General features: G+C 65.3%; 23 protein-coding genes and 3 tRNA genes. 3 read left to right on the top strand and 23 right to left on the bottom strand.

From position 1 onward, the window contains the following. Positions 1-225 precede the first annotated feature (225 nt). The 10 genes from lepB to QX048_RS14830 all read right to left on the bottom strand — a co-directional run bounded on the left by lepB (position 226) and on the right by QX048_RS14830 (position 8,683). Positions 226-1,008: a signal peptidase I gene (lepB, locus tag QX048_RS14785; protein WP_316191747.1), complete on the bottom strand. Its 783-nt coding sequence runs from the start codon at positions 1,006-1,008 to the stop codon at positions 226-228. Positions 1,009-1,166: 158 nt separating this feature from the next. Next, positions 1,167-2,510, bottom strand: a complete 1,344-nt coding sequence (locus QX048_RS14790; RefSeq protein ID WP_316191748.1) for an RtcB family protein — start codon at positions 2,508-2,510, stop codon at positions 1,167-1,169. A gap of 321 nt (positions 2,511-2,831) precedes the next feature. Beyond that, a complete protein-coding gene (locus QX048_RS14795; protein WP_316191749.1) occupies positions 2,832-3,119 on the bottom strand; it encodes a GIY-YIG nuclease family protein in 288 nt (95 codons plus the stop codon). A gap of 213 nt (positions 3,120-3,332) precedes the next feature. After that, entirely contained in the window at positions 3,333-4,484 is a 1,152-nt protein-coding gene (locus tag QX048_RS14800; RefSeq protein WP_316191750.1) for a slipin family protein, read from the bottom strand. 354 nt (positions 4,485-4,838) lie between these two features. Further along, positions 4,839-4,904: transfer RNA gene (locus QX048_RS14805), tRNA-His, on the bottom strand. A 2-nt stretch (positions 4,905-4,906) separates the two neighbouring features. Then, positions 4,907-4,979: transfer RNA gene (locus QX048_RS14810), tRNA-Phe, on the bottom strand. Positions 4,980-5,279: 300 nt separating this feature from the next. Beyond that, complete coding sequence (locus tag QX048_RS14815; protein ID WP_315714980.1) at positions 5,280-5,816, bottom strand: HNH endonuclease; 537 nt, start codon at positions 5,814-5,816, stop codon at positions 5,280-5,282. 39 nt (positions 5,817-5,855) lie between these two features. Next, positions 5,856-5,930: transfer RNA gene (locus tag QX048_RS14820), tRNA-Asp, on the bottom strand. A gap of 1 nt (position 5,931) precedes the next feature. Further along, positions 5,932-6,171, bottom strand: coding sequence for a hypothetical protein (locus QX048_RS14825; protein ID WP_315826256.1), 240 nt, complete (start codon positions 6,169-6,171; stop codon positions 5,932-5,934). Positions 6,172-7,507: 1,336 nt separating this feature from the next. Continuing rightward, positions 7,508-8,683, bottom strand: coding sequence for a DUF2778 domain-containing protein (locus tag QX048_RS14830; protein WP_316191751.1), 1,176 nt, complete (start codon positions 8,681-8,683; stop codon positions 7,508-7,510). 542 nt (positions 8,684-9,225) lie between these two features. Here QX048_RS14830 and QX048_RS14835 point away from each other — a divergent pair. After that, positions 9,226-10,017, top strand: coding sequence for an FkbM family methyltransferase (locus QX048_RS14835; RefSeq protein WP_316200526.1), 792 nt, complete (start codon positions 9,226-9,228; stop codon positions 10,015-10,017). Positions 10,018-10,025: 8 nt separating this feature from the next. Here QX048_RS14835 and QX048_RS14840 read toward each other — a convergent pair whose 3' ends face one another. The 3 genes from QX048_RS14840 to QX048_RS14850 all read right to left on the bottom strand — a co-directional run bounded on the left by QX048_RS14840 (position 10,026) and on the right by QX048_RS14850 (position 13,154). Then, a complete protein-coding gene (locus tag QX048_RS14840; protein WP_316191752.1) occupies positions 10,026-11,543 on the bottom strand; it encodes a glycosyltransferase family 39 protein in 1,518 nt (505 codons plus the stop codon). Continuing rightward, positions 11,540-12,673: a glycosyltransferase family 2 protein gene (locus QX048_RS14845; protein WP_315826260.1), complete on the bottom strand. Its 1,134-nt coding sequence runs from the start codon at positions 12,671-12,673 to the stop codon at positions 11,540-11,542. Before QX048_RS14845 ends, QX048_RS14840 begins: the two co-directional genes overlap by 4 nt. 280 nt (positions 12,674-12,953) lie before the next feature. Further along, positions 12,954-13,154 carry a hypothetical protein gene (locus tag QX048_RS14850; RefSeq protein ID WP_315737437.1) on the bottom strand — a complete coding sequence of 67 codons (201 nt, stop codon included), beginning with the start codon at positions 13,152-13,154 and terminating at the stop codon, positions 12,954-12,956. A 157-nt stretch (positions 13,155-13,311) separates the two neighbouring features. Between QX048_RS14850 and QX048_RS14855 the strand changes: the two genes are divergently transcribed. Together QX048_RS14855 and QX048_RS14860 are read left to right on the top strand one after the other, a co-directional pair. Further along, complete coding sequence (locus QX048_RS14855; protein ID WP_315826261.1) at positions 13,312-14,136, top strand: DUF72 domain-containing protein; 825 nt, start codon at positions 13,312-13,314, stop codon at positions 14,134-14,136. Positions 14,137-14,151: 15 nt separating this feature from the next. After that, positions 14,152-14,613 carry a DUF488 domain-containing protein gene (locus tag QX048_RS14860; RefSeq protein WP_315826262.1) on the top strand — a complete coding sequence of 154 codons (462 nt, stop codon included), beginning with the start codon at positions 14,152-14,154 and terminating at the stop codon, positions 14,611-14,613. A gap of 4 nt (positions 14,614-14,617) precedes the next feature. Here QX048_RS14860 and QX048_RS14865 read toward each other — a convergent pair whose 3' ends face one another. The 10 genes from QX048_RS14865 to QX048_RS14910 all read right to left on the bottom strand — a co-directional run bounded on the left by QX048_RS14865 (position 14,618) and on the right by QX048_RS14910 (position 24,879). Next, entirely contained in the window at positions 14,618-16,303 is a 1,686-nt protein-coding gene (locus QX048_RS14865; protein WP_315826263.1) for a tannase/feruloyl esterase family alpha/beta hydrolase, read from the bottom strand. A gap of 90 nt (positions 16,304-16,393) precedes the next feature. Next, complete coding sequence (locus QX048_RS14870) at positions 16,394-17,710, bottom strand: adenylate/guanylate cyclase domain-containing protein (protein ID WP_315826264.1); 1,317 nt, start codon at positions 17,708-17,710, stop codon at positions 16,394-16,396. Positions 17,711-17,749: 39 nt separating this feature from the next. Next, complete coding sequence (locus QX048_RS14875) at positions 17,750-18,907, bottom strand: ABC transporter permease (RefSeq protein ID WP_315714752.1); 1,158 nt, start codon at positions 18,905-18,907, stop codon at positions 17,750-17,752. Beyond that, positions 18,904-19,842 (bottom strand): ABC transporter ATP-binding protein, encoded by a 939-nt coding sequence (locus QX048_RS14880; protein ID WP_315826265.1) that lies wholly within the window; start codon positions 19,840-19,842, stop codon positions 18,904-18,906. The genes QX048_RS14875 and QX048_RS14880 overlap by 4 nt, the downstream gene beginning before the upstream one ends. Continuing rightward, complete coding sequence (locus tag QX048_RS14885) at positions 19,839-20,630, bottom strand: efflux RND transporter periplasmic adaptor subunit (RefSeq protein WP_315714754.1); 792 nt, start codon at positions 20,628-20,630, stop codon at positions 19,839-19,841. The genes QX048_RS14880 and QX048_RS14885 overlap by 4 nt, the downstream gene beginning before the upstream one ends. Next, complete coding sequence (locus QX048_RS14890; protein WP_315826266.1) at positions 20,627-21,295, bottom strand: TetR/AcrR family transcriptional regulator; 669 nt, start codon at positions 21,293-21,295, stop codon at positions 20,627-20,629. Before QX048_RS14890 ends, QX048_RS14885 begins: the two co-directional genes overlap by 4 nt. 116 nt (positions 21,296-21,411) lie before the next feature. Then, positions 21,412-22,692 (bottom strand): alpha-glucosidase/alpha-galactosidase, encoded by a 1,281-nt coding sequence (locus QX048_RS14895; protein WP_315826267.1) that lies wholly within the window; start codon positions 22,690-22,692, stop codon positions 21,412-21,414. Between the two features lie 96 nt (positions 22,693-22,788). Beyond that, on the bottom strand, positions 22,789-23,814 hold the full coding sequence (gene adhP, locus QX048_RS14900; RefSeq protein WP_315826268.1) for an alcohol dehydrogenase AdhP: 1,026 nt from the start codon (positions 23,812-23,814) through the stop codon (positions 22,789-22,791). Positions 23,815-23,936: 122 nt separating this feature from the next. Continuing rightward, entirely contained in the window at positions 23,937-24,350 is a 414-nt protein-coding gene (locus QX048_RS14905) for a DUF2000 family protein (protein WP_315826269.1), read from the bottom strand. 124 nt (positions 24,351-24,474) lie between these two features. Further along, positions 24,475-24,879, bottom strand: coding sequence for a DUF4189 domain-containing protein (locus QX048_RS14910; protein ID WP_315826270.1), 405 nt, complete (start codon positions 24,877-24,879; stop codon positions 24,475-24,477). Positions 24,880-24,932 lie beyond the last annotated feature (53 nt).

Below are 24,932 nucleotides of genomic sequence, written 5' to 3' on the forward strand. Positions count from 1 at the left end.
TTGCAAAACCCCGGCAGCGATGCCGGGGTTTTCGTTTGTGCTGGAATTGTCGCATCGCCAGCCTCGGTTTCGGGCTCATGCCCCCGATGCCTTCAATGCGTAGTTCAGATGAGCGCACGCCGCATCCCGAAGGGCGCAGGCGGGAGCGACATCCGGAGTGTCACGAACCGAGCAGGTGATCCCGCATGTCGCTTCGCTCATGCGGGCTACGGGCTCCGCGCCGCCCTACTTCACCATCGTCCCAATCCGCTCGAAACGGATCCGGCCCGGCTTGCCTTTCTCGGCGCTGGTGGCCGAGAAGAAGATCATCGCGGCGCGGCCGATGACATTCTCGATCGGCACATAGCCGATGGTGCCAAGCACACGGCTGTCGGTCGAGTTGTCGCGGTTGTCGCCGAGCATGAACAGCCGCCCGGGCGGCACGACGAAGACGTTGGTATTGTCGAAGAAGCCGTGGCTGACGCAATCCAGCGTCTCGTAGCTCACGCCATTCGGCAAGGTCTCGCGCCAGCGCGTGACGCGCTCGTTCGCACCGCCCCCGCAGGCCGCCTCTCCGGTCAGATCCTCGACCCGCTCCCGCTCGACGGCCGTATCGTTGATGTAGAGCACTCCCTCCTTCATCTGGACGCGATCGCCGGGCAGTCCGACGACGCGCTTGATGTAGACGGTCGCATTGTCTTTCGGCAGGAAGAACGCGACCACATCACCGCGCGCAGGTGTCGCGCCCCAGATGCGCGCCGACGGCGGCAACGAGGAAGGCCAAGACAACGGCCAAGTGAAACGGCTGTAGCCGTAGGGATATTTCGACACGAAGAAGACATCGCCGACGAGAAGCGTTGGAATGTTCGAGGATGAAGGGATGTTGAACGGCTGATACAGGAAGGAGCGGATCAGTACCGGCGAGGCCAGCAGCAGGCACAGCAGCGCAAAGCCCGCGATGAAGATCCCCGCGATCGCCCACCACGGCTCGCGCTTCGGCCCGATGGCACCCGCATCCAGGCTCGTCATCGCGTCTCCCCCCTTCTTCACAGCCTGAGGATGATGGAAGGCCCGACCATGCGCAATCGCCAAATGAACCGGCGGCCACGCGGCCGCTGATCACCTCCGGCGCCTGCCGCCCCGTCAACAGGAGGCCGCCCGTGGGCGACCTCACCGATTTGGAGTCTTCATCGCCCCTTCCGCCACGGCGCGTCGGCTTCCCAGTCACCGGCCATGATCGAGCCGTAAGGGATCACCTCGTCGGTCACCTCGCCGAGGCCGTAGCGTGCGATCTGCGCCCGTACCGACGCCGCGTTCTTGTAGGCCTGCGGCAGCTCCGACAAATCAGGCTTGCCGCAATAGAACCGCGCATCGATGCCCTCAGGCATCTCCGGGCGATGCGCGCGCAAAAACGCCTTCCGCCCGAGATTGCGGCCAGCGCCGTGCGGCGCGAAGCCGAGCGCATCCTTGTTGTCGCGATGCTTCAGGATCAGCACCGGCTCGGCCATGTTGAGCGGCACGATCGTGCGTCCGTCATCGTCAGCCGAGAAGCCGGACCAGTTCGGCGTCGCGCCCTTGCCGTGGTAGTACAGGCCGTCGCTCTTCTGGAAGACGAAGTTGTGCTCGTTCCAGAACCGGTCCGCGACGGCGTTGCCGAGCTTCGCCGCCGCGAGATCGTGAATCGCGTGGTGATTGGCCCTGGTCCACAGCCGCGCGACCTGCAACGCCTCCCAATAGGCCCGGCCGTCGTCGCTCGACGCCTTGATCCAGGCGCTGTGCTCCGGGACCTTCGGCGCGTGGATCGCGGTGTGCCGTTTCGCCACGCTCATGCCGCGCTTGTAAAGCTGGGCACCGAAGCCGCGCGAGCCGTGATGCGTCACCAGCGCCACCTGCCCGGTCGATTTGAGATGGCCGACATAGGCGAAGTGGTTGCCGTCGCCCTGCGTGGCGAAGTGGCCGATCGCGAAGCGCTCGAGCCCCTTCAGGAACGGGTTGCCGTCAAAGCCTTTCATCACCTCGCCCGGCGGCTGATGCAGCCGGTCGCGTCCGCCGGGACCGAAGTGGGTCACGGCGTGGACGGCGTCAAGGATGCGCTTCGGGTCGTCCCCGCGGTTGAACACGGTCACCGCCACTGAGCAGCAGATGTCAGAGGAATGGAAGCCCGGATGGATCGCGTCCTCGCAGGCGACCACGCCGCCGACCGGGATGGTGCCGAGCGCCGTTCCCGACGGACAGGCGTCCGGCATCACGGCGCCGGCCACGATGGTCGGCACCCGCATCAACGCATCCATGTGCTGCGTCACCGCCGCGACATTGGCGCACTCCAGCTCGTTGTCGGCCTCGATCAGCATCGCGAACGGCACGCCGTTGGTGCGCATCAGCGTCTCCGCCGGCTGCAGCGCCTGCAGCGCGGCGAAGATCGCGTCATCATCGGCGCCATCGGCCCGCATCGCATTGGCCGTCGCCAGTCCCTCCTTGAACCAGCGACCGGGCTTGAAGCCCCAGGCGATCAGGGTGTTTCCGTCGATCATGGCTCGTCTCACATTCCAATCAGGTCAGTTTGTAACATCCAGCGGCAGCTGCGTTCATTCGCCGCGCGTAGCGCGATCAGTGGCGCCTGTGCGTGCGTAGTTCGTGACACCAAGATGTTGCGCTCATCGCCGGCCAAGCATATGGCATCCGTCGATGATCTATACCCCCGACACTGTGCTGGCCCAGAATGGCGGAGGAAAGAGCGCATGACCTCTCGATGCGTCATTCCGGGGTGCGTCGGCAAGCAAATGGCAAAGCCATTTGCGCAGCCGGCGCGAGCCCGGAATCCATACTCCCGACGATAAGTGTGAGGCACCGTCTCAACCACAAATCCCCGGATACAGATCGTCCCAATTCGGGTTGTTCTCCTCGATCAGCCTGATTTTCCAGTCGCGCCGCCACTTCTTCAGCTCTTTCTCGCGCGCGATGGCCGTGATCGCGTTGTCGTAGATTTCGAACGAGACGAGCTTGCCGATGTCATAGCGCGAGGTGAAGCCCGGAGCCGCCTTGGTTCGGTGTTCGTAGACGCGTCGAATGAGATCATTCGTGACGCCCAGATAGAGCGTCCCGTGTTTTTTGCTCGCCAGTAGATAGACGTAGTATGCCATCCGAGAGCCGTCGTTATGGATTCCGGGCTCAGCCGCTACGCGGCTACCCCGGAATGACGCGTGGAGAGAGGTGTGATCTCTCCTCCCGTCATTCCGGCGCTCGCGCAGCGCGAGCCCGGAATCCATACTCACGAAACTGAGCTGCAATTTCAATTCTGCCCTACGCCCTCTCACTTCCAAGCGAGAGGCCGCCCTTGGGCGGCCTCTCTTCGATCACGCCGTCTCCGGCGCCTTCAGCCGCACCAGCCTTGTCAGCAGCGCGTCGAGGCCGGCGCCGTCGCCGGCGTGCAGGTCGATACGGCCGACCTTCTCGACCAGGCGCTCCAGCGACTCCAGCTCCTTGAGCCGGAGCAGCAGCGGGTTGTCCTCCATCAGCCTGGCGGTGTTGAGGAGCGAGCGCGTCGCCGCGGTCTCCTCCTGGCGACGGATCAGGTTGGCCTTGGCCAGCCGCTCCGCCTCCACCACCTTGTTGACGAGCTCGCGGATCTCGCCGGGCAGGATCACGTCCTTCACGCCGAGCTCCGTCACCTCCACGCCCGAGCCGCCGAGCCGCGCGCGCACGTAGTCGCGCAGTTCGGCATCGAGCGAGGCCTTGGCGGCCAGCACCTCGTCGAGCGTGCGTGACGCCACCGCCTCGCGGATCGCGAACTGCACCAGCCGGTACAGCCACGCATCCACGTCGGACGTGGTCGCGACAGCCGCCTCCGCGTCGGCAATCCGCCGGAACGCCGTGAGCGTCACCCGCAGCGCGATGCGATCCTTGGTCAGCATCTCCTGCGCGGTGATCTCCAGCACCGTGGGCCGCAGATCCAGGCGCTTGACCTCGATCTTGCGGCCGACCGCCCAGAAGGCGTGCCGGCCCGGCGCCAGCCGCTCGGTCAGCTTGCCGTCGACATGGAGCAGACCAGCCTCGTGGTTCTCGACCACGGCCTCGGTCACAACGCTCGGCCGGTTACGCTCGATCATCGCCAGGTGCCGCGCGCTCACACGCACGTCGCTTGCGATGTCGATGCGCTCGACCTCGACCTGCGTCGCCACCTTCCAGTAGACACGTGTCTGCCACGGCGTGAGCAGATGCGTCGGCCGGCCGTCGAGGCTGACGATCGCGATCTCGTTCGCGCCGGTCTCCACGGCCTCGAAGAGTTCGGCGGCGAGATCGGGCCGCGCGGCCTTCAGCACCGCGTAGCGCTCGGCCGGGTATTCGGCCCTGACCACGTCGTACACTTGCACCATCAGCCGGTGCAGCGGATCGAGCAGCGCATGACGGCCAGGACCGAGCACGCGCACGAGCTGGCCGTCACGCCACACCAGCGCCCGCTCGCCATCCTCCACCGTCACGGTCTTCGTCACCAGATGCCAAGTCACAACACACTCCCACAGCTTGCGTCCGGCCCATCGGCCGAAACGCGATTCATTGATCAAAGGACGTGAGGACCGGACGACGCTTCCTGCGTGAACCGAGCGGACCGAGGCTTGAGCATCTGACGATGCCGGGCGCACGCGCGCGGTCACACGAGCTATCAGCCCGAGCGTCCTTGCGCAGCCTTCCCGGCATCTTCAGACGCGGTATCCACCGCGGCACAGAGCCGGTTCTGCAGTGTCTTGATCTGGTCGAAATGCCCTAGAACTTTCCTCTTGGGCAAAACGGCCGGACCGCGACTGAAGCGCGCGTCCGGTCCTCGTCAGAGGCGATTAGCTTTTCAGGCTAAACCGAAGCGCTGGAGCGGGAGTCGAACCCGCGACCCGATGATTCACAGTCATCTGCTCTACCTAACTGAGCTATCCTTTGGTGGTGTCGATCGGAATCGAACCGATGCCTTCGGGCCTTCAACCCGACGCTCTCCATGAGCTACAGACTCCTTGTTCTTTGCGACGACGGAACACGGGACCGGACACCGGCCGCGCCAGTCGGGATTTCAGCGAGCCCGAACCAAAGTCATCACGAAGGACGGTGCTACTACACACAATCAACGGCACGCGCAAGACGTAGACATCGATTATTTTCGAACGATCTCATTCCGTAACTAATCGTCTACATATCGATCTACTCATAACGACGTCGCTCGCATGCAAATGCGGGCGACGCAATTTCGTAGCCCGGATGTCGCTTACGCCGAGGCCCGCTGGACCTCGGCGCACGCTCATCTGGGCCACCTCTCCTCACCGCTCCAGCTCCACGTCCCAATAGAGATAATCCTGCCACGTCTCGTGCAGGAATCTCGGCGGAAACAGGCGCTGCGCGGCCATCAGCTCGTGCCGCGTCGGCTCGAAGGGCGGCCGTCGCGGCTTGAGATAGCGCCGGTCCTTGCGCGCGTTGCATGGACTGCAAGCGGCGACGATGTTGGTCCACGACGTCTCGCCGCCATCGGCCCGCGGTACCACGTGGTCGAACGTCAACTCGCCGTGCAGATAACGGCCGCCGCAGTACTGACATTCGAAGCGATCGCGCAGGAACACGTTGAACCGTGTGAAAGGCACGCGCATCGCGGGCCTGACATAGTCGCGCAGCGCGATCACCGCCGGCAGCCGCATGGTGACGCTCGGGCTACGAACCACCCGGTCGTACTCCGCGACGACGACGTGAGAGCCGCTGACGACTGCCCTGATCGCATCCTCCCAGCTGACCACTGACAGCGGGAAGTAGCTCAGCGGCTGGAAGTCGGCGTTGAGAACCAGCGCCGGATTTGTTGCTGACATCGTCGACCTCCTCTCTTCGCTTCAACCGCCTGGTCGTTCTGGCGCCCATGGCGGGAATCGAACCCGCCTTCCCGGATCGACGGTCCGGTCCCTTCGCCAGATGGGGACATGGGCCTCATGGTCTGCCCGGCGCACCGCTCGACGCTCGCCGGCCATCGCGCCCGCCGTCCACCGCGTGCGGATGAAACGCGTCCGGATCGGTGCGATTGAGGTAGTCGAGATAGAGCTGCCGCGCGCGCGCCTCGGTCACGCCTCGGCACGTCATGACGATGCGCACGAAAGCTGCTGCCACCGGTGAATCCAGTGCGCGCGCAATGTCGCAAGTCTCGGGATCTTCGCCTGACGTCCGGGTCATCCAACCCTCCGCTTGGTGCGCGGAGGGTGCAGTCCCGCCGCTGTTATGCTCTTGCTGAAATCTGGAGTCCCGGTCGGGCCAGGATTTTCACGAGATCGCTTGGACCCTGACAGGCGACGCGCAGACCCGACCAATCGCTCGACCGATTAAAGGGTCGTTCGTTGGTGGCGGCGTTCGCGAGATGTGAGCGTAGGCTCAACACGGTCGTAGTCCTCAAGAGCGCGCCGGTGATGATCGGCGGCCGATTGCGATGGGGCAGAGCTATGCGCAGAATTTTCCGAAACCGTCAAGACCAAAGCGTGAAGCGATGACGTTACCGGCTTCCGCAATGCGACGGATCTGCAACAGCCGGACTGCTCGTCGGGCAAATCAGTTGCGCGTTTTCGCGCACGACGAGAGCTCTGTCGCCCGCTCGAACGATCGAAGACGCGCGCGCGCGAAAGCCGATTTGTTGAGCCGGGTCAATCAGATCGCCCCGCTCGCCTCCTGTGCCCCGCATTTTCTTGTTTCCAAAAATCGGAAATCATGCATTCTATGCCGGTCCCGCCCTCATGAGAGGGGCGCTTCGCGATCGTCATGAACGTGGAGGGCGGGATGCGGTGGGCGCGTCGGGTTGCAGCGTGATCTGATCATGCGGACGAACGATCCGGCGCGCACGGCGAAGTCGTGATGTCCTGACACCCCGATGCTGGTGTCAAGGTCGAGAGAGACGAATGCTCCGACCGATGGTGGCCAGAAAGCCCGGCGCACCAGGGAGACCACGTATAAGCCGTAGGTCCATCGCGCGGGGAATGCCGGATGATGCGGCTGAACCTGTGGTGACTGCCGCCTGCTTTCTTTGTTGCAGGCGGGCCATGGGTGAGGCCCTCACCCGGCATTCCCCGCGCCCTCTCCTGATTTTCGAGGGCGACGTCGCTGGCAAGCCTCGGGCGTCGTTCGCCGCGAGAATGCGATGTCGTGTCCAGGAGTGTTCGAGCTGTGTATCCGTTTTCCCTTCTTCCCGTGCGATCGCATGAAGCGGTCGCCCGGAGCGACGCCGATCCCGAAGCCGCATCAGAAATCGTGCGCTCGTGACTGCACGGCGGCCAACGGATTCTCGATCTTGTGGCTCTAAAAGTGCGTGCTCTTGGAGATTGGGAGATCGGACGAGCGCTGCAAGTGAATGCGCCCTCTCCCACAAGGGGAGAGGGCGCTGTATCGCGCAGCGTAGTAGTTAGCGATATAGCACTCGTGCGACGGGAATCACGGCGCACCTTTGCACGCCCTACAGTTCGGAACTACTGCTGAGTGTGTGAGGGCGACCATGCAGATCCCACCTCAACGCCTCCCGTCCGGCTCACTCGATGCGGGCGAGCACGGCGAGCTTGCGGATACCCTTGTTCTTGTAGGCATCGAGGAACGCATAGTAGTCGCGGAACGAGACGCAGCCGTTGGAGTCGCCGTTCGGGCCGAGCATGAAGGTGTGCGCCAGCAGGCCGTTGCGACCGTGGATGGCGTCCTCGCCGCCGATCGGGTTGAGCCGCAGCGCCGGCACGCCATGGAACAGCGCCTCGCGCGGCTTCAGCTCGTAGATGTGCGGCGGGGTGACGCCGCGCATCTTGATCTTCTCCGAGCTCGGCTTGTCGAGGTTGTCGCCGAGGCCGGAATGCGCCTCGAGCTTGGTGCCGTCGGGCAGATACACCGCCTTGGCCGAGATGTCGTACACGGCCGTGCTCAAATCGTACGGCGGCCGGCCGCCGCGGGTCGGATCCTTGGCGATGCTGGCAGTGATGTTGGAATCAGCCGAGGCATAGGCCAGGAGCCCGCCATCCTGGTTCTCCGGCTTGCCCCAGAGCTTTTCCTGGATCGAGTGGCGCTCACCCGCGATCGACAGCACCGCCGCCTTGGCACGCTCGGTCATCGCGCGCAGCGAGAAGCCGCTGCTCTTCGGCGCATTGGCCTCGGCAACCTGCGCCGGCGTCGCGGGCTGCGCGGCCGGCCTGGTGTTGGCGAGCGCCAACTGCATCGGCGGCCGGGCATCCTTCTTCGACGCCTCGGCGACCTTCGCAGGCTCGGCCGGCTTGGCCTCGGCCGACTTGGTCTCGATCTGCCTGGTCTCGATCTGCTTGGGCGCGGCTTCGGCGAGCTTGGGCAGCGGCGGCGCGCCGTTCGCGGCGTTGGAGGCGACGCCCTGCGGCACGGCCGCGCCGAAGCGGTCGTTGAACATCTGCGGCGTGATGGCGGCGGCCGTGGTGACGGGCGGAGATTCCGGGAATGCCGAGAAGGCCTCACCCACCGCATCGGCGGCGCTGCGCGTCGCAAGCCGCGGCGCCGGGCGCACGACGGGCTCATCCTGCTCGATGCTGCCCAGGGTCGGATAAGCGTCGGCCGCGATGATCTTGGTATAGACCGTTACGGCGCAGCCCCCGATCAGGCATGCGATTGCCACGCCACCGATCAATTTGTGAGAGAACGCGATCAGGGAGGACTTCCTGCGATTTCGTGCGGCCAACGCAGCTCGACTGTTACTCATTCACTCACGCCCGAACGAATACTCGACAACTCTCGCTCGATGCGCCACGGACACCCGCTTTGCATCTCGCAGAAGCACAGAGCTTCATTAAGGCGACTTTTAGTTAAATGCTGATTAAGTTTTGGCGGATTAGAGGCGGGTTAACCATCAGGGCCTGTTTTGCCGGCAAACAGGGCAGAAACAGGGCAAAACTGCAGCCGGAGGCAATATTGCCGTACCGGAAAAATAGGGAGAGGCAGCATCCGTCGGTCGCGCCGATCCGTAAAACAGCGCACGCCGCGTTAACGATTGGGCCGGGGCGGCGGCGAGCGATCGATGATCTCTCGTATGCGCGCGCTGACGAGGTAAAGGCCGCAGGTCTCGCCGGTCGAAAGCCCCTGCTCCGGCAGGCCGGGTGCGCGACAAACGCATCCGTAGCAACCCGGAGTTACAGGCGCTGTGGCCGCTGGCGACAGTATGGTACGGGACGATTCTCTGCGACACTCCGTCGGCGAATCGTACCGCGTCCGCTCCCTGCCGAGACGACACGAGAGGACCTCTCCATGCAGATCCCCGGCCGGAAGCTGGCCTTCGTGCTGGCCTCGACCAATCAAGGTACGATGATCGTCAACCGGCTCGACTATCGCATGATCGACGCCAACCGCGGCTACGGCGTCGGCTTCCAGATCCTCAACACCGGCGCCTTCGATCCGGGAGAGGTGCAGCTGGCCGTCCGCCTGCTCGGCGTGCGCCATGGGGACGGCGCGGTCGCGATCGACTGCGGCGCCAATATCGGCGTCCACACGATCGAATGGGCGAAGGCGATGACCGGCTGGGGATCCGTGCTCTCGATCGAGGCGCAGGAGCGGATCTACTACGCGCTCGCCGGCAATATCGCGATCAACAACTGCTTCAACGCGATTGCGATCCATGCCGCGGTATCCTCCGAGCGCGGCGTGCTCAACATCCCGAGCCCGAACTATCTGACCCCGTCGAGCTTCGGCAGCCTCGAGCTGCGCCAGCGTCCCAACACCGAGTTCATTGGCCAGGCCATCGACTATGAGAACGACACGGTCGAGGTGCGCAAGCTTCCGCTGGACGATTTCAACCTGCCGCGTTGCGACCTGATCAAGCTCGACGTCGAGGGCATGGAGCTCGAGGCGCTCGAAGGTGCGGCGGCGACGATCGAACGCTGCACGCCGATCATGCTGGTCGAGAAGATCAAGACCGATGCCGACCAGTTGCGGCAATGGTTCGATCGCCGCGGCTACAAGACCATCGACGCCGACATCAACATGGTCGCGATCCACGGCGGGGACAAGGCGCTGGCGGACATCATTCCGCAGCAGGCCTGAGGCGCGTGTCAGCGCTGCAGCTCCGGCGGCGGCGTGCGGTCGAGGAGATCGCCCTTCGGCTCGCTGAGCGCGTAGAAGGCGTAGGTCTCGATGGTCAAGGACCCGCGCATGCGCGCGGCCTCGCCGACCTTCTCGATGCGGCCGAACGTGTTGCTGACATAGACCCGCGTCGCGATCTGGGCCTCGTCGACGAACAGCTGCGTGCCCGCGAGCTTGGCCGGATCCGGCTCCGGGAAATTGACCCAGCGGATGCGCTGGATCGGCTGCAGCACGCAGGTCCCCGGCGGCAGATAGAACGACAGCCAGGCGGTGGTGCCATAATCCATCGCCAGCACGCAGGAGGCGTCGGCGCGCACCCGCGCCGCCTCGATCTCGGCAGCCAGCGGCCGCCAGCCGACGCCGACGCTGCGCACCGTGGCATCGCGCCGGTAGCCGGACAGCAGGCCCGTGTTGGCCTGCACGATCAGCGCGACGAACATCACGACGCCGACGGGCACGGCCCAGCGCAGACAGAAGGTCGCGGTGCGCTGCTCGCGCGCCGACCAGGCGACGAGATGGGCCGCCGCCGCGGCAGCCACCACGAACGCCGGATAGACCGGCGCGAACCAGTTGGCCTCGACCCGGGCATGCAGCGAATGCCAAACGAAATAGGCGACGATGACCCAGACCATCGCCTCGATCAGGACGCGCGCCGCCGCATCCCCTGCCCTGCGCCGGGCCAGGCCGTAGAGGCCCATCAGACCGAGGATGAACACCAGCGGCGTCGCAAAGGCGAACTGCGTCGGGATGATCTCGGCGATGTAGACAGGCCTGACCGCCTCGACCCTGGCACGGCCGAGCTGCTTGATGAACGACACCCATTGGTGATCGGCATTCCACAGGATCACCGGCGCGAACAGCGCGAATGCCACGAGGCCGCCGAGATAGGGCCAGGGCGAGGCCAGCCAATGGCGCAGTTTCGGCACGACGACGAGCCAGATCAGGATCGCCGCGCCGAAGAACATCGCGGTGTATTTCGACAGCAGCGCCGCACCGACGGCTGCGCCGACCGCGAGCCACCACGCGCCTCTCCCCGTCTCCAGCACCTTGGCGCAGAAGAACAGCACGAAGCTGGAGGCGACCAGCAGCGGCGCGTCGGGGGTCACGATCAGCGTGCCGACCGCCGCCATCAGGGTGACGTTGAGCAGCAACGCCGCGGTCGCCGCCACGCGCACGCCGCCGAACAGGATCTCGGCCGTGCGATAGACCGCATAGCTCATCGGCAGGCCGAGCAGGATCGAGACGAGGCGCACGCCGAGCTCGCTGTCGCCGGCGATCAGCGTGCCCAGCCGGATCACGACCGCAACCATCGGCGGGTGGTCGTAATAGCCGCCCGCGAGATGCTTCGACCACATCCAGTAATAGGCTTCGTCGAAGGTGATCGGCGTGACCGCGGCCGCGATCAGCCTGACAACGACGAGGCCCGCGATGGTCAGCCAGACATTGCGGACCAGCCGGGCGTCGTCGGCGACGGCCGCAGAGGTCATCGCTTGCGCCAGACGAACAGTCCGGAGATCGCGTAATTCCAGACCACGCCCATCAGCGCGCCGGCCGCGCCCGCCAGCCACCAGATCGGCTCCTGGTCATAGACCGAGAAGGCGACGCCGACATTGGCGAGCAGGCCGACCGAGCAGACCAGATAGAACGCGAGCAGGCCGCGCAGGATGGCAAAGCCTTTCAGCCGCTGGTCGCGATAGGTGAGGAAGTTGTTGAGGATGAAGTTCGAGGTCATCGCGATGAAGGCGCCGAGCGCCTGCGCTTCCGCGAACGGCATGTCGAACGCGTTGAGACCGAGAAACAGCGTGGCGAGATGAACCACCAAGCCGGTGCCGCCGACCATGGCGAACAACAGGAAGCGCAGCGACACCACGTCGTTGGTCATCTTGGCCAGCACGAGGCCGAGGAAATCGAGCGCGACCATCGAGTCGAGCTTGCTCTCGCCATGCAGGCGCGAGCCGAACGTATAGGGCACCTCGACCGTGCGCAGCCCGCCCTCCGCGCTGGCGATGATGTCGAGCAGGATCTTGAAGCCCTGGGTCGACAGCTTCGGCGCGATCTCTTCGAAGCGGTCGCGGCGGATCATGAAGAAGCCGCTCATGGGATCGTTGACCTCGACCTTGAGCGCGCGGCGCGCGATCTCGGTGGCGAACGCGCTGGCCCCGGCCCGCTTGCTGTCGAAGCTCGCGGCGCTGCCGCCCTCGATGTAGCGGCTGCCGACGACGAGCTCGGCGGCGCCGCTCTGCAGCAGCGACAGCATCTTCGGCAGCTGGGTCTCGTCGTGCTGCAGATCGGCGTCGATCACGGCGGCATAGGGCGCGCTGGCGGCCAGGATGCCCTCGATGCAGGCACCGGACAGTCCGCGACGGCCGATCCGGCGGATGCAGCGGACGCGTTTGTCGCCGCGCGACAATTCGCGCACCACCTGCCAGGTGCCGTCCGGCGAGTTGTCGTCGACGAACACGACCTCCCACGGCACGTCCTTGAACGCCGCCTCCAGCCGCCGGTACAGCGTGGTGACATTGTCGCGCTCGTTGAAGGTCGGGACGACCACCGAAACGATCGGAATGTCAGCGGTTTGCGGCGGCGCGGGCATGGCCGGTCGGAGGACATCGTTCATGGTGCGGATGCGTATATCTGCCGCGTTCCACACTGCCAAGCGCAACGGCTGAAGGAGGGCCCAAAAAGGCCGGACTGTGGTGCCGGCTTGCATCGCTCCCAAGCGAGGGGCCCAAAATGCCAACGACCACAAACGCCAACGACCACAAACAAAGGGTGCGCGTACATCCGGCGCAACCGCTCTGCCGTGGTCGTCTCGGTACCGGAGCCGTTAAAGCTCGACGTTACCGTCCCGACCAAGATGGGGCGCCTCGGCTGGATTGCAAGGGGCCCTGGCCGGCCTAGTTCGGAACCTCACGGACCACGGGTCCGCGCACGGCCGGAGCCACCGGAACCGTCTGCACCGGGGTCGGCGGCACCTCGACCTTGGCCGGCTGCATCTGACGGGCCATCGGCCCGACGGGAACATAGTAGAAGGCCGCCGCAAGCACGGCAGCGGCGACGATCGCCCCCAGCAGGCCCCCGACCGATTCCGCTCTCATTGCCATATCTCCCCTTCCCGGCCCATGTCCTGGATACACGAGGCGCCGGAGCACCGGAAGAGCGACGGCGCAACAGCGCCGAACTGGTCAGAACCGGCCCGGTTGACTATCGTCCCCCTACCGCAACACCCTCGGCAATCAGCATCGGAATCGGTCCGTGAGCAAAGCCCCTGCACGCGCCTCGCAATCCAAGAGCCACATCTACATCGGCATCGGCGGCTGGACCTTCGCGCCGTGGCGCGGCGTGTTCTATCCGGACAAGCTGCCGCAATCGAAGGAGCTCGAATACGCCGCCTCCAAGCTGACCTCGATCGAGATCAACGGCACCTACTATGGCTCGCAGAAGCCGGAGAGCTTCCGCAAATGGGCGCGCGAGGTGCCGGACGGCTTCATCTTCTCGCTGAAGGGGCCGCGCTTCGCCACCAATCGCCGCGTGCTCGCCGAGGCCGGCGATTCCGTGAAGCGCTTCTACGACACTGGCGTGCTCGAGCTCGGCGACCGGCTCGGCCCGGTGCTGTGGCAGTTCGCGCCAACCAAGAAGTTCGACGAGGCCGATTTCGGCAAGTTCCTCGAGCTGCTGCCGCGTGAGATCGACGGCCGCAAGCTGCGCCACGTCGTCGAGGTCCGCCACGACAGTTTCTGCGTACCCGGCTTCGTCGCGCTGCTGCGCGAGTTTGCAACGCCGGTCGTATTCGCCGAGCACGGCAAGTATCCGGCGATTGCCGATGTCGTGGGTGACTTCGTCTACGCCCGACTGCAGAAGGGCAATGACGAGCTTGCGACCTGCTATCCGCCGAAGCAGCTCGATGCCTGGGCCAAGCGATTACAGCTATGGGCTGGAGGCGGCGAACCGGACGACCTGCCACGGGTTGACGACAAGCCGGCGAAGAAGACGCCGCGCGACGTGTTCGCCTATGTCATCCACGAGGGCAAGGTGCGCGCACCGGCTGGCGCGATGGAGCTCATCGAGCGCGTGAGTTGACGCAGGAGGCGCATGATGGCCAAGAGCAAGACCCTGTTCACCATCGGCTATGAGCACACGCCGGCCAAGGCCGTGCTCGATGAGTTGCAAGCCGCCGGCGTCAAGCTGCTGGTCGACGTGCGCGCGGTGGCGGCCTCGCGCCGGCCGGGCTTCTCCAAGAGCCAGCTTGCGGCCGGGCTCGACGAGCGCGGCATCGGCTATGTGCATCTGCGCGGGCTCGGCACGCCGAAGGAGGGCCGCGAGGCCGCCCGCAGCGGTCATTACGACACGCTGCACAAGATCTACAGCGCGCATCTGAAGACGCCGCAGGCGAAGGAGCAGATGGACGAGCTGGCCTCGCTCGTGAAGAGCGCCGGTCCCGTCTGCCTGCTCTGCTACGAGCGCGACCACGCCCATTGCCACCGGCAATGGATCGCCGAGATCATCGAGGAGCGCGACCAGGTCCGAGTCGAGAACCTGGTCGCGCCTCAAGTGTGAGTCGCTACTCCGCGGCGCAGGTGAACGACGACGCCTGTTCGATGTCCCCGCCGACGTATTTGGCGAATTTTGGCCACGGGCACAGCGGCCGCGTTCGCTGCGGGCTCCATGTCGATGGGAGCTCCTTGTTGGCCGCATTGACCGAGGCCGTGATCGCCTCCGGCGCCTTGCCCTTTTCGACCCAGTCCATCAGCGCGCCCAGCGCGTCGAATTTCTCCAGCGTGACGCCGCCGCCGCAATGGGTCTCGCCAGGCAACGCAAACAGCCGCGCGAACGTATCGGCCTTGCCCTGCACATTGGCATTGAGCTTTTCATACCAACGGATGGTGTCGTTGACCGAGAACACCGGATCGGCCTGGCCGTGATAGATCAGCATCTTGCGGGCGCCGCCCTGGAACGCCGGCAGGGTCGGGTTATCGACCGCGGGCGGGGCCATGAAGTCCATCGCAGACTCGGTAAATGGACCTTCCTTGGCGTAGATCTTCGGTGCGTCCTTGTCGAAGTCGTAGGTCTGCAGCTTCTCGACCAGCTTATCAGGCGAGCCCTCGATCTCGACTGGCGGCGTCGAGAAGATGTAGTTGAGCGAGGCGCCGCCCATGGTGGCAATGATCGGAAGGTTGTTCCACGGCGCCACCGGGCTTTCGACCTTCCAGGCGCGCCAGTTGCCGGTGCCGACGCCACCATCCACCGGCCAGTCGGAATACAGCGGCTCGCCCTTCGAATTGTGGGGACCCGCGAACACTTTCTTCAAAGCATCGACCTTGGCGGCCGGCAGGCAGGCTTCGGTCGCACCAGCGGCGCAGCGGAGGCTGTCGAAATCGAACGCTTTCTGGCAGGCTTTCAGGTTGGCCGTCAGGCCGTCCTTGGCACCGTCGAGCCCGTCGCAGACCTCCGTGATCTTGGAAGCGATCAGCTTGGCATCCTCCCGCGTGATCGACTTGCGGATGTCGACATCGGCCTTGGTCAGCGCCTGCACGTCCCAGGCGTGCTGCACGGCAGCGCGCGGCAGGTTGAAGCCGGGATTGCCGACCAGGAAGCCGTCATACTGCTCGGGCATGCGCTCGGCAGCCACCATGGTGTGGCGGCCGCCATTGGAACAGCCGGCGATGTAGGAGTAGTCCGGCTTCCTGCCGTAATGCGCCGAGACGATCGCCTTGGCGATCGGCGCCAGCGTGATGTCGGCCGAATAGCCGTAGTCGCGGCGCGCCTGCGGATCGAGCCCGAAGGCTGAGCCGGACGCAAGCCCGCGCGGCTTGTTGGCGGGATCGCTGCCGGAGTGGCCGCTGTCCGACGACAGCACGGCAAAGCCGCGGGCGAGCGGCGTCACACCGCCGCTGACGAGACCGTCGGCCTTGTCGCCGAGCGCCGGCACCACCACGCCGTCATTGCCGCCATTGACCTGATGCAGGAAGCGGCCGTTCCAGGTCTCCGGCAGCCTGATCTCGAACTGGATCGCATAGGCATGGCCATCGACGCCGGTGCGCTCGTTGACCTTGCCGGAGAGAATGCAATGCCGCGGCAGCCCGTCGGCGGCCTCCTGCAGCTTCGATCCCGTCAAGGTCAGCCCGGGGACCTTCAACGCCTCGGCCGTCACCTTGCTGCAGGCAACATCCTCAGCCCGCACCGCCTCCATCCCGGTTACGCACAAGATCCCTGCTGCGGCCAAAAACGACGCCCCGGTTCGGATCATGCATTCCCCCTGATGATGCTTCTCGTTGGGGGCAGTTAAACGCGGAGGCCAGCCAATGTAAATCTCCGACATCGCGCCGTATCGCCTGCGTCAGTGCAATTGCCAGATCTCGAACGGCCGGTCGTAGCCGCGCACCGACACCGCGCCGTGGAAGACGGCGTCGCGCGCCCCGTCGCCGGCCGCCTGCCGCACCTCGCTCGAGATCAGGAGTTGCGAATCGAACTCCTTGTTCAGCGCCTCGAGCCGCGAGGCGAAGTTCACGGTGTCACCGATGACGGTATACTCTTTGCGCCGCGGCGAGCCGATGCTGCCGGCGACCACCTCGCCCAGATGTATGCCGATCCCGATCCTGAGCTGCCAGGACGACGATGCGTTGACGCGCTCCATCGCAGCCACCATCTCGCGCGCAGCAACGACCGCCTGCACGGCGGCATCGCGCGACTCGAACGGCGCGCCGAACAGCGCCAGGAAGCCATCGCCGAGGAATTTGTTGACGATGCCGCCATGACGCTCGAGGATCTCCACCAGCACCGCGAACGCTCCGTCGAGACGATCGACAACCTGCTGCGGCGTCTTCGACCGCGCCGCCGCGGTGAAGCCGCGGAAGTCGACGAACATCACCGCGACCTCGTGGATGTCGCGCGCCTCCGCGGTCCCCTCCTTCATCAGGCGCTCGACGACCTGGGGCGAGACGTGCTGGCCAAACAAATCCGTGACGCGGTCGCGCGCCGACGCGGCCTCGATGCTCGCCGCGAACTGGCGTCGCAGCTGCACGCTGACGGCACCGGCGAGCATCCCGCACAACAGGATGATGAAGCTGCGCTCACCGTGATAATAGATCTCCGGATTCTGGCTGAGATCGATCGAAGGCCGGTCGAACAGCGCCACCACCAGCAGCTCCACCGCAGCAACCAGACCGGTGAAGCTCGACAGCCAGAAATCGAGACGAAGCGTCGAGAGAACGATGAAGATGAAATAGACCAGCGGCGCGCCGAAGCCCAGCGCCTTGTCGTGGCCGATGCCCTCGATCTGCAGGATGAGGACGAACGTTGGCAGCGAGGTCTCGACCAGGGCGCTGACATAGCGCCAGATCACCGGCACGTCCCGGCCGTGGCGGATGTCCGCCTTGATCCTGAACAGGATGAGAGTCTGGAAGCTGATGAATGCGACGATGATCGCGTAGACGTAGAGGACCCCGGTTCGGGTCGGCCAGATCCACTCCGAGATCTTCGGCTCGAAGATTTCGACCAGCACCGATATCACGAGAAACAGAGCCGCAGTGGCGATCAGCGCCCTCACCCGCAGCAGCTCGGTGTTCAACGTCTGACGCATCAGCGCCTGGTCGAACTCGGCCGGCGCTCCCGCCGGCGCTTCGTTCGCCTGTCCTGCTCCTCCCACGATCTGCATCTTGCCTCAGCCGTTCCTGCTCCCGGCCGCCATTGTGCCTCAATCGAGGGTGCGGCGGAAGCGCAGGACGGCGACCGTCATGGCGAACAGCATGAGGCCGAACAGGGCGATCGTATCATGCTGCAGGTTCTGGAGCGTCGAGCCCTTCAGCATGATGGCGCGGACGATCCGCAGATAGTGCGTCAGCGGCAGGCATTCACCGAGCACTTGCGCCCATTGCGGCATGCCGAGAAAGGGAAACATGAATCCGGACAACAGGATGCTCGGCAGGAAGAACATCATCGAAAGCTGCATTGCCTGCAGCTGGTTCTGCGCCAGGGTCGAGAAGGTGTAGCCGATCGAGAGGTTGGTCGCGATGAACAGCGTCGACAGCAGCGCCAAAAGCAGCAGGTTGCCCATGATCGGAACGCCGAACAGCAGGACGCCGATGCCGATGATGATCGTCGCCTGCAGGAAGCCGACCATCACATAGGGGATGATCTTGCCGAGCATGACCTCGACCGGCTTGATCGGCATCGACAGCAGGCTCTCCATCGTGCCGCGCTCGATCTCGCGCGTCACCGAGAGCGCGGTGAAGATCAGCATGGTCATGGTCAGGATGGTGCCGACGAGGCCCGGCACGATGTTGAGCCGCGACGACGCCGCCGGGTTGTAGCGCGCGTGGGCCCTGATCTCGAACGGCGTCGTGACGGGATTGCCGGTGTAGAGATCGTGCGCGAGCGCGGTCTGCACGATCATGCCGAGCGAGGACAGCGCCGATGACGCCGCGACCGGATCGGTCGCGTCGGCCGCGACGAGCAGGGCCGGCCGGTCGCCGCGGCGGACCGCGCGCTCGAAGCCACGCGGGATCTCGACGCCGAACAGGACCTTGCCGGACAGCAGGAGATCGTCGAACTCGGCGACGCTGCTGACCTCCCGGGTGAAGCGGAAATAGGCGGTGTTCTCCATCGCCTTCAGGATCGAGCGGCCGAGATCGCTGTCCTCCTGCAGCAGCACCGCCGCCGGCAGATGATGCGGCGTGGTGTTGATCGCGTAGCCGAACAGCATCAGTTGCATCACCGGGATCATCACGATCATCGCAAACGAGACCCGGTCGCGCTTGAGCTGGATGAACTCCTTGACCAGCATCGCGTAGGTGCGCCGCCAGAAGCCGAAGCGCGGCTCGGAAGACGCGTGATGGACGGCTGCGTCGCTCATTGGAAATTGTCCCGTGAACGGTTCATCAGGTCGATGAAGACGTCCTCGAGCGAGGGCGCGGCGGGCTGCCAGTGCAGATCAGCCTTGTCGCGCCAGGGCGCGATCGCAGCGTCCAGCGCGTCGCGGTCGCGGCCGGACACGTGCAGGCTGGTGCCGAACGGCGCCACCATGTCGACCCCCGGCTTGCCGGTGAGGTCCGCCGCGAGCTCGCGCAGATCGTCGCCGCTCACCGTATACGTGGTGAGCGCCGATTGCGCGATCACCTCCGAGACGGCGCCGTGCACCAGCAGATGACCATAGGCGATATAGGCGATCTCGTGACAGCGCTCGGCCTCGTCCATGTAGTGGGTCGAGACCAGCACGGTCAGCCCTTCGCCGGCGAGCGCATGGATCTCGTTCCAGAAGTCGCGCCGCGCCTTGGGATCGACGCCGGCGGTGGGCTCGTCGAGCAGCAGCAGTTGCGGATTCGGCAGGGTGCAGGCCCCGAGCGCCAGCCGCTGCTTCCAGCCGCCCGACAACTCGCCGGCGAGCTGCCGCTCGCGGCCGGCAAGCCCGAGCCGCTGCACCATGTCGCGCGCGGCCCGGCGCGGATCGGACATGCCATAGAGGCGCGCCACGAATTCGAGGTTCTCCCGCACCGAGAGGTCCTGATAGAGGCTGAAGCGCTGCGTCATGTAGCCCACCCGGCGCTTGATCTTGTCGGCGTCGCGACGGATGTCGAAACCGAGGCAGGTGCCCTCGCCGCCGTCGGGTGTCAGCAGGCCGCACAGCATCCGGATGGTCGTGGTCTTGCCCGAGCCGTTCGGGCCGAGAAAGCCGTAGATCGAGCCGCGCTTCACCTGCATCGACAGATCATGCACGACCTCGCGGCCGTCGAAGGACTTGGTCAATCCCTGGACGTCGATCGCGATCTCGGCGGGACCCGTTCCGTTCATTGCTTGTCCGCCACCGGGGTCTTCGGATCAGGCGTCCTGGAATGCGGATAGATGCTGACCGGCTGGCCGACGCGCAGCGCATCCGGCCGCGACGGCCGCGCCTGGATCAGATAGACGAGCTTGTTGCGCTCATCGAGGCTGTAGATCACCGGCGGCGTGTATTCCGCCGAGGTCGCGAGGAAATAGATTCTGGCCGTCAGATCATCAGCACAGTTGTCGCAGGTGACGCGGACCTCGTCACCGATCGCGAGCTTCGGCAGATCAGGCTCGGGCACGTAGAAGCGCAGCTTCATGTTGCCCGGCGGCATGATCGACAGCACCGGCCGTTGCGCCGCGACCATCTCGCCCTCGCGGAAGTAGATCTGCTGGATGGTGCCCGCGACCGGCGCCACGCCCTTGCGCCGTGCCAGCCGCGTCTGCGAGGTCACGAGATGGGCCTCGGCGACGCGCAGCGCCGAAACGGCGGAGTCGAGCGTCGCCTGTGTCCCCGCGCCCGTCTTGCTCAGGGCCGCGGCGCGGTCATAGGTCTGCTGCGCGTTGGCCAGCGTCGCCTTGGTCTGGTTGAGATCGGCCTGCTGCAGATCGTCGTCGACCGAATAGAGCGGATCGCCGACCTTGACCACGTCGCCCTCATGCACGTTCAGCTTCGTGATCCGACCCGCTTCGTCCGGGCTGACGAAGATCATGTCGGCCTCGACCCAGCCTTGATAGCCGGGATCGCGCGTCTCCTTGCAGGCGTTGAACGTGAAGGCCGTGACCAGCACGGCGAGGCAATGCAGCAGGCTCATGTCGGCCTCCTCGTGCCAAAGATCAGATCGAGATGGGTCTGCAGCATCGCTTCGGCGTCGAGCGGCGCATGTCGCTCGAACAGGCTCTTCCACAGCACCGCGACCATCATTGGCGCGATCATCAATTGCGGGTGTTGCACCAGCTTGGGCTCGCGGATCTCGCCGCGCGTGATCGCCAACTGGATCAGCGCGCGCATGGCCGCGAGACCGCGGGAGACGACCTCGCGATAATAGAAATCGGCAATGGCCGGAAAGCGCGGCCCTTCCGCGATGATGAGCCGGACGAGATCGGCCCGCCGGGTGCCGGCGACCTCCTGCAGGAACATGCGCGCCAACGCCTCGACCATGTCGCGCACCGAGCCGCCGGCCGGCGGCGGCGCCGCAAGACGGCCGACGTAGGGCACGATCGCGGTCCGGATCAATTCCTCGAACATCGATTCCTTGTCCTTGAAGTGCAGATAGATCGTCCCCTTGGCGACCCCGGCCCGCTTGGCGACGTCGTCCAGCCGGGTCGCCGCGAAGCCTCGGGCGATGAACTCGTCCATCGCCGCCTGCACGATCGCCGCGCGGCGCTCGGCGGAGCGATCCGCCCGGCGCGACGCGCCAGCTCCCGCTGGCTTGGCGGCCTGAACTCTGCGCTCGGACAATTTCGACGGCTTCGACATTGAACAATTATGACTGACTAGTCAGTCATTGTAAAGAGGCCTCGCAGATCTATCGGCGCGGGTCAGGAGCCCTACCCGACCGCGCGCGGCCCCCTCGTCAGACGAAGTCGGCGCGATCACGCGCAGGACCTGATGTAAGGCCGATTGACCTCCCAGAGTTCGTCCACGATCTGGCGCGCGGCGGCCGCCGAGTTGACGACGGGATCGATGAGCAGCGCCTGCAGCGCGAGATCCTTGGAGGCGGTCATGGCCGCCTGCACCGCCAGTTGCTGAACCTGAACCTGGACCGACATCAGCTTGGCGACTGCATCTGGAAGCGGGCCCAGCGACACCGGATGGATACCGACGCGATCGGCGACAACGGGCACTTCGACCGCGGCCTCGGCAGCCAGGTTGGGAATGACGTGACGGTTCAGAACGACGCCGGACTCGATGACCTGCTTCCGATCGTGCAGCACCGAGCCGATCACGGTGACCGCGCGCTCTCCGGACGGCATTCGCCACCAGTCCGGCATGCCGGCTTTGCCTGCCAGGACCTCGTCGATCTGCCGGATCAGCTTGGCCCGCTCCGCCTCGTCCCAGGCGAAGTCGTACCCGCTCTCGCCCGCTTCCCAGCCATAGGCGAGATACTCGCCGACATGGCTGTCGCCGCAGCCCAGCCAGAAGCCGAAGTCGCGCAACAGCGCCCGCGTCAGCGGCGCGACCTTGGGGTCGTAGCTCCCAGCCTTTTCGCGGAGCAGTGGATAGAGATCGGCCCCGGTGTCGCGATCCCGGATCTGCATGAGACATTGGAAATGGTTGAGCCCGGCGCCCCACACGTCCACGCGCTCCTCGGCCAGTCCCAGAATGGAAGCCACCTGGCTGCGCGCGATGAAGATGCCGTGGCACAGGCCGATATGCGCGACGCGGCTGTGAAGCCCCAGCGCGAGGATGATGCGGCTCTCGGGATTGGAGAAGTTGATGAACAGCGCGTCCGGACAGCGCCGCTCCATCTCGCGCACGAAGTCGAATACGACCGGCAAGGTGCGGAGCGTGAAGAACAATGCGCCCGGCCCGCCATTCTCGCCCAGCGTGTGACGGATGCCGTATTTGCGCGGCACCTCGAAATCGAGCTTCCACAGGCGGTTGCGGTCGATCGCGGTGGCATGGATCACGAAGCCGGCGCCGTCGAGCGCCGCGCGCCAATCCGTGGTCGCCTCGATCTTAAGGCCGGCGCCGGAGAGGTCGTTGAGCAGCCGGGCCAGCGCTTCCGACCGGGCAAGCCGGGTCGGGTCGCGGCCGACCAGCACGAGCGTCGAACCAGCGAGATCATGCGTCGAGAACAGGTCCCGGAACACGCTGAGTCCAAAGGACGCGCTGCTCGCGCCGAGGAAGACGATCTTGGTGACGGCTGCCATGAGCAATTTGTGCCAGCGCCGCGCGTCCCCATTCCTGATCCAGATCAAACCGCCGCCCCAATGTTCGGCACGGCGGCGCGTCGATCGGTCTTGCGATCAGCCGAAGTCGAGCACTACGCGACCGTCGATCTTGCCGGCCTTCATGCGGTCGAAGACGGTGTTGATCTCCGACAATGGCGCCGTGGTCACCTCGGCCGTCACCTTGCCGTCCGCGGCGAACGCGATGGCTTCGTCGAGATCACGCCTGGTGCCGACGATCGAGCCGCGCACGGTGATGCGCTTCAGCACGACATCGAAGATCGGTGTCGGGAATTCGCCCGGCGGCAAGCCGACGAGGCTGACCGTCCCCTTGCGGCGGACCATGTGCAGCGCCTGGGCAAAAGCCGGCGTCGACACCGCAGTGACCAGCACGCCATGCGCGCCGCCGCCGGTGATTGCGATCACCTGCGCCACGGCATCCTTGTCGAGCGCGTTGACGGCATGTTCGGCGCCGGCCTCCAGCGCGAGTTTCAGCTTGTCCTCGGCGATGTCGAGACCGATCGCCTTCAGCCCCATCGCCTTCGCATACTGGATTGCAACATGACCGAGGCCGCCGACGCCGGAGACCACCACCCACTCGCCCGGCCGCGCGTCGGTCTCCTTCAAACCCTTGTAGGTGGTGACGCCGGCGCAGAGGATCGGCGCGATCCTGGCGAAGTCCACATTGGCCGGCAGACGCGCAGCGAACGCCGCGGATGCGATCACGTATTCGGCAAAGCCGCCATTCACGCTGTAGCCGGTGTTGTGCTGGTGCTCGCACAAGGTCTCCCAGCCGGTCTCGCAATACTCGCAGCGCAGGCAGGCATCGTGCAGCCACGCCACGCCCACGGCGTCGCCGACCTTGAAGTCGGTGACCCCGGGCCCGAGCGCCGCGACGATCCCGGCCGCCTCGTGTCCTGGGATGAATGGCGGCACCGGCTTCACCGGCCAATCGCCGGAGGCGGCGTGAAGGTCGGTGTGGCAGACGCCGCACGCCTTCACCCTGACCAGAAGCTCGCCGGGTCCCGGCACAGGAATCGGAACGTCCTCGATGTCGAGCGGCTTGCCGAAGGCTTTGACGACGGCGGCTTTCATGGTCTGCATCTGTCTGCTCCTCATGTCGCGGCGCAAACTAACGACGTCGGCGTATTCCGGGCTTGATCGGCATCAAGCCGCGCCGCTGCATGAAGTAACAGTTTGATGACAGCGCAATGTGCCCATGGCTGTCAGGCGTGAAATTTGAGTCCGTCGACGACCTTGTCGACCACCCTGCGCTCCGCACGAAACGCCAATCCCACCAGATTGAGATCGGTGCGCGCCACCGCCTTCACGGCATCACGGTTGGCCTCGTCATGCGCGGTCTTGAACATGTCCTCGGTGTAGAGCGCCGGCTTCACGCTGCGCGACAGCGCCCGATCCAGAGCACGCGCCAGCGCGGCACGATCCGGCGCGCCGTAGATCAGGATCGGCTGTCCGATCAACGCGTGATACAGGGTTGCCGAGCCGTCCTCATAAGGTGCGCCGATGCATTCGGGAAATGCCGCGGCGATGCCGCTGGAAAGAAACGCCGCGACGTTGAGCTTCTGCCAGGCCTCGAGATCGTTGCGGATGATCAGCGCGATCTTGGTGTCGAATTGCATGCCACTTCCAGGGTTCGATGTCATCGAACCCCGAGAATAGCCGAGCCGTTCTCAGGGTGAAGCATCGAAATGAAAGCGGAAGCGGAACCCCGGCAGCGGAGCCGCTGAGATCATCAGACTTGAATCAACCCTTGGCGTCGCATACCCAGGCGCGGATGACGCATTCCTTGCCGCCATATTTGTAGCATTCCCGGGTCGCTTCGTTGAGCGAGGTCGAGATCGTCGGCCGAACAGCATAGCCGTGGGCGCCGCAGGGATTGGTGAGATCGACCGCGAACGCCGCGCAGGCCTTCTTCATCGTCACCGCGGTGCAGTCGCCCTTGCACTGCTTGAGCGCCGCGGCCTTGGCGAGATGCTCCGCCGGATAGTCGAACGCCTGGCCATAGGCGGCGCACTGGCCAATGGCGAACGCGCCGGCCGCATGCGCCGGGCTGATAGCGCTGGTGCTCGCGATGCGCGCGGCACCAACGATCACGGTCAAGCCAAATGCAAACAGCGCGAAACGTCGCGCGGCGGTCGAAATGATCACTCTCTCCTCCCCCGAGGCCCAATGTCGGCAAATCTAGCCGGGGGTCGTTGAAA

It is taken from the genome of Bradyrhizobium sp. SZCCHNS30572 (assembly GCF_032484415.1).
GTDB lineage: Bacteria > Pseudomonadota > Alphaproteobacteria > Rhizobiales > Xanthobacteraceae > Bradyrhizobium.

Excerpts from the sequence above, each read along its gene's own strand:
- QX048_RS14870 (WP_315826264.1), bottom strand. The coding sequence starts at position 17,710 with ATGCAGATCGTGGGAGGAGCAGGACAGGCGAACGAAGCGCCGGCGGGA.
- QX048_RS14875 (WP_315714752.1), bottom strand. The coding sequence starts at position 18,907 with ATGAGCGACGCAGCCGTCCATCACGCGTCTTCCGAGCCGCGCTTCGGC.
- QX048_RS14840 (WP_316191752.1), bottom strand. The coding sequence starts at position 11,543 with ATGACCTCTGCGGCCGTCGCCGACGACGCCCGGCTGGTCCGCAATGTC.
- QX048_RS14885 (WP_315714754.1), bottom strand. The coding sequence starts at position 20,630 with ATGAGCCTGCTGCATTGCCTCGCCGTGCTGGTCACGGCCTTCACGTTC.
- lepB (WP_316191747.1), bottom strand. The coding sequence starts at position 1,008 with ATGACGAGCCTGGATGCGGGTGCCATCGGGCCGAAGCGCGAGCCGTGG.
- QX048_RS14865 (WP_315826263.1), bottom strand. The coding sequence starts at position 16,303 with ATGATCCGAACCGGGGCGTCGTTTTTGGCCGCAGCAGGGATCTTGTGC.
- QX048_RS14850 (WP_315737437.1), bottom strand. The coding sequence starts at position 13,154 with ATGAGAGCGGAATCGGTCGGGGGCCTGCTGGGGGCGATCGTCGCCGCT.
- QX048_RS14905 (WP_315826269.1), bottom strand. The coding sequence starts at position 24,350 with ATGCAATTCGACACCAAGATCGCGCTGATCATCCGCAACGATCTCGAG.
- QX048_RS14845 (WP_315826260.1), bottom strand. The coding sequence starts at position 12,673 with ATGAACGATGTCCTCCGACCGGCCATGCCCGCGCCGCCGCAAACCGCT.
- QX048_RS14795 (WP_316191749.1), bottom strand. The coding sequence starts at position 3,119 with ATGGCATACTACGTCTATCTACTGGCGAGCAAAAAACACGGGACGCTC.
- QX048_RS14880 (WP_315826265.1), bottom strand. The coding sequence starts at position 19,842 with ATGAACGGAACGGGTCCCGCCGAGATCGCGATCGACGTCCAGGGATTG.
- QX048_RS14890 (WP_315826266.1), bottom strand. The coding sequence starts at position 21,295 with ATGTCGAAGCCGTCGAAATTGTCCGAGCGCAGAGTTCAGGCCGCCAAG.
- QX048_RS14860 (WP_315826262.1), top strand. The coding sequence starts at position 14,152 with ATGGCCAAGAGCAAGACCCTGTTCACCATCGGCTATGAGCACACGCCG.
- QX048_RS14830 (WP_316191751.1), bottom strand. The coding sequence starts at position 8,683 with ATGAGTAACAGTCGAGCTGCGTTGGCCGCACGAAATCGCAGGAAGTCC.
- QX048_RS14790 (WP_316191748.1), bottom strand. The coding sequence starts at position 2,510 with ATGATCGACGGAAACACCCTGATCGCCTGGGGCTTCAAGCCCGGTCGC.
- QX048_RS14835 (WP_316200526.1), top strand. The coding sequence starts at position 9,226 with ATGCAGATCCCCGGCCGGAAGCTGGCCTTCGTGCTGGCCTCGACCAAT.
- QX048_RS14815 (WP_315714980.1), bottom strand. The coding sequence starts at position 5,816 with ATGTCAGCAACAAATCCGGCGCTGGTTCTCAACGCCGACTTCCAGCCG.
- QX048_RS14895 (WP_315826267.1), bottom strand. The coding sequence starts at position 22,692 with ATGGCAGCCGTCACCAAGATCGTCTTCCTCGGCGCGAGCAGCGCGTCC.
- QX048_RS14825 (WP_315826256.1), bottom strand. The coding sequence starts at position 6,171 with ATGACCCGGACGTCAGGCGAAGATCCCGAGACTTGCGACATTGCGCGC.
- adhP (WP_315826268.1), bottom strand. The coding sequence starts at position 23,814 with ATGCAGACCATGAAAGCCGCCGTCGTCAAAGCCTTCGGCAAGCCGCTC.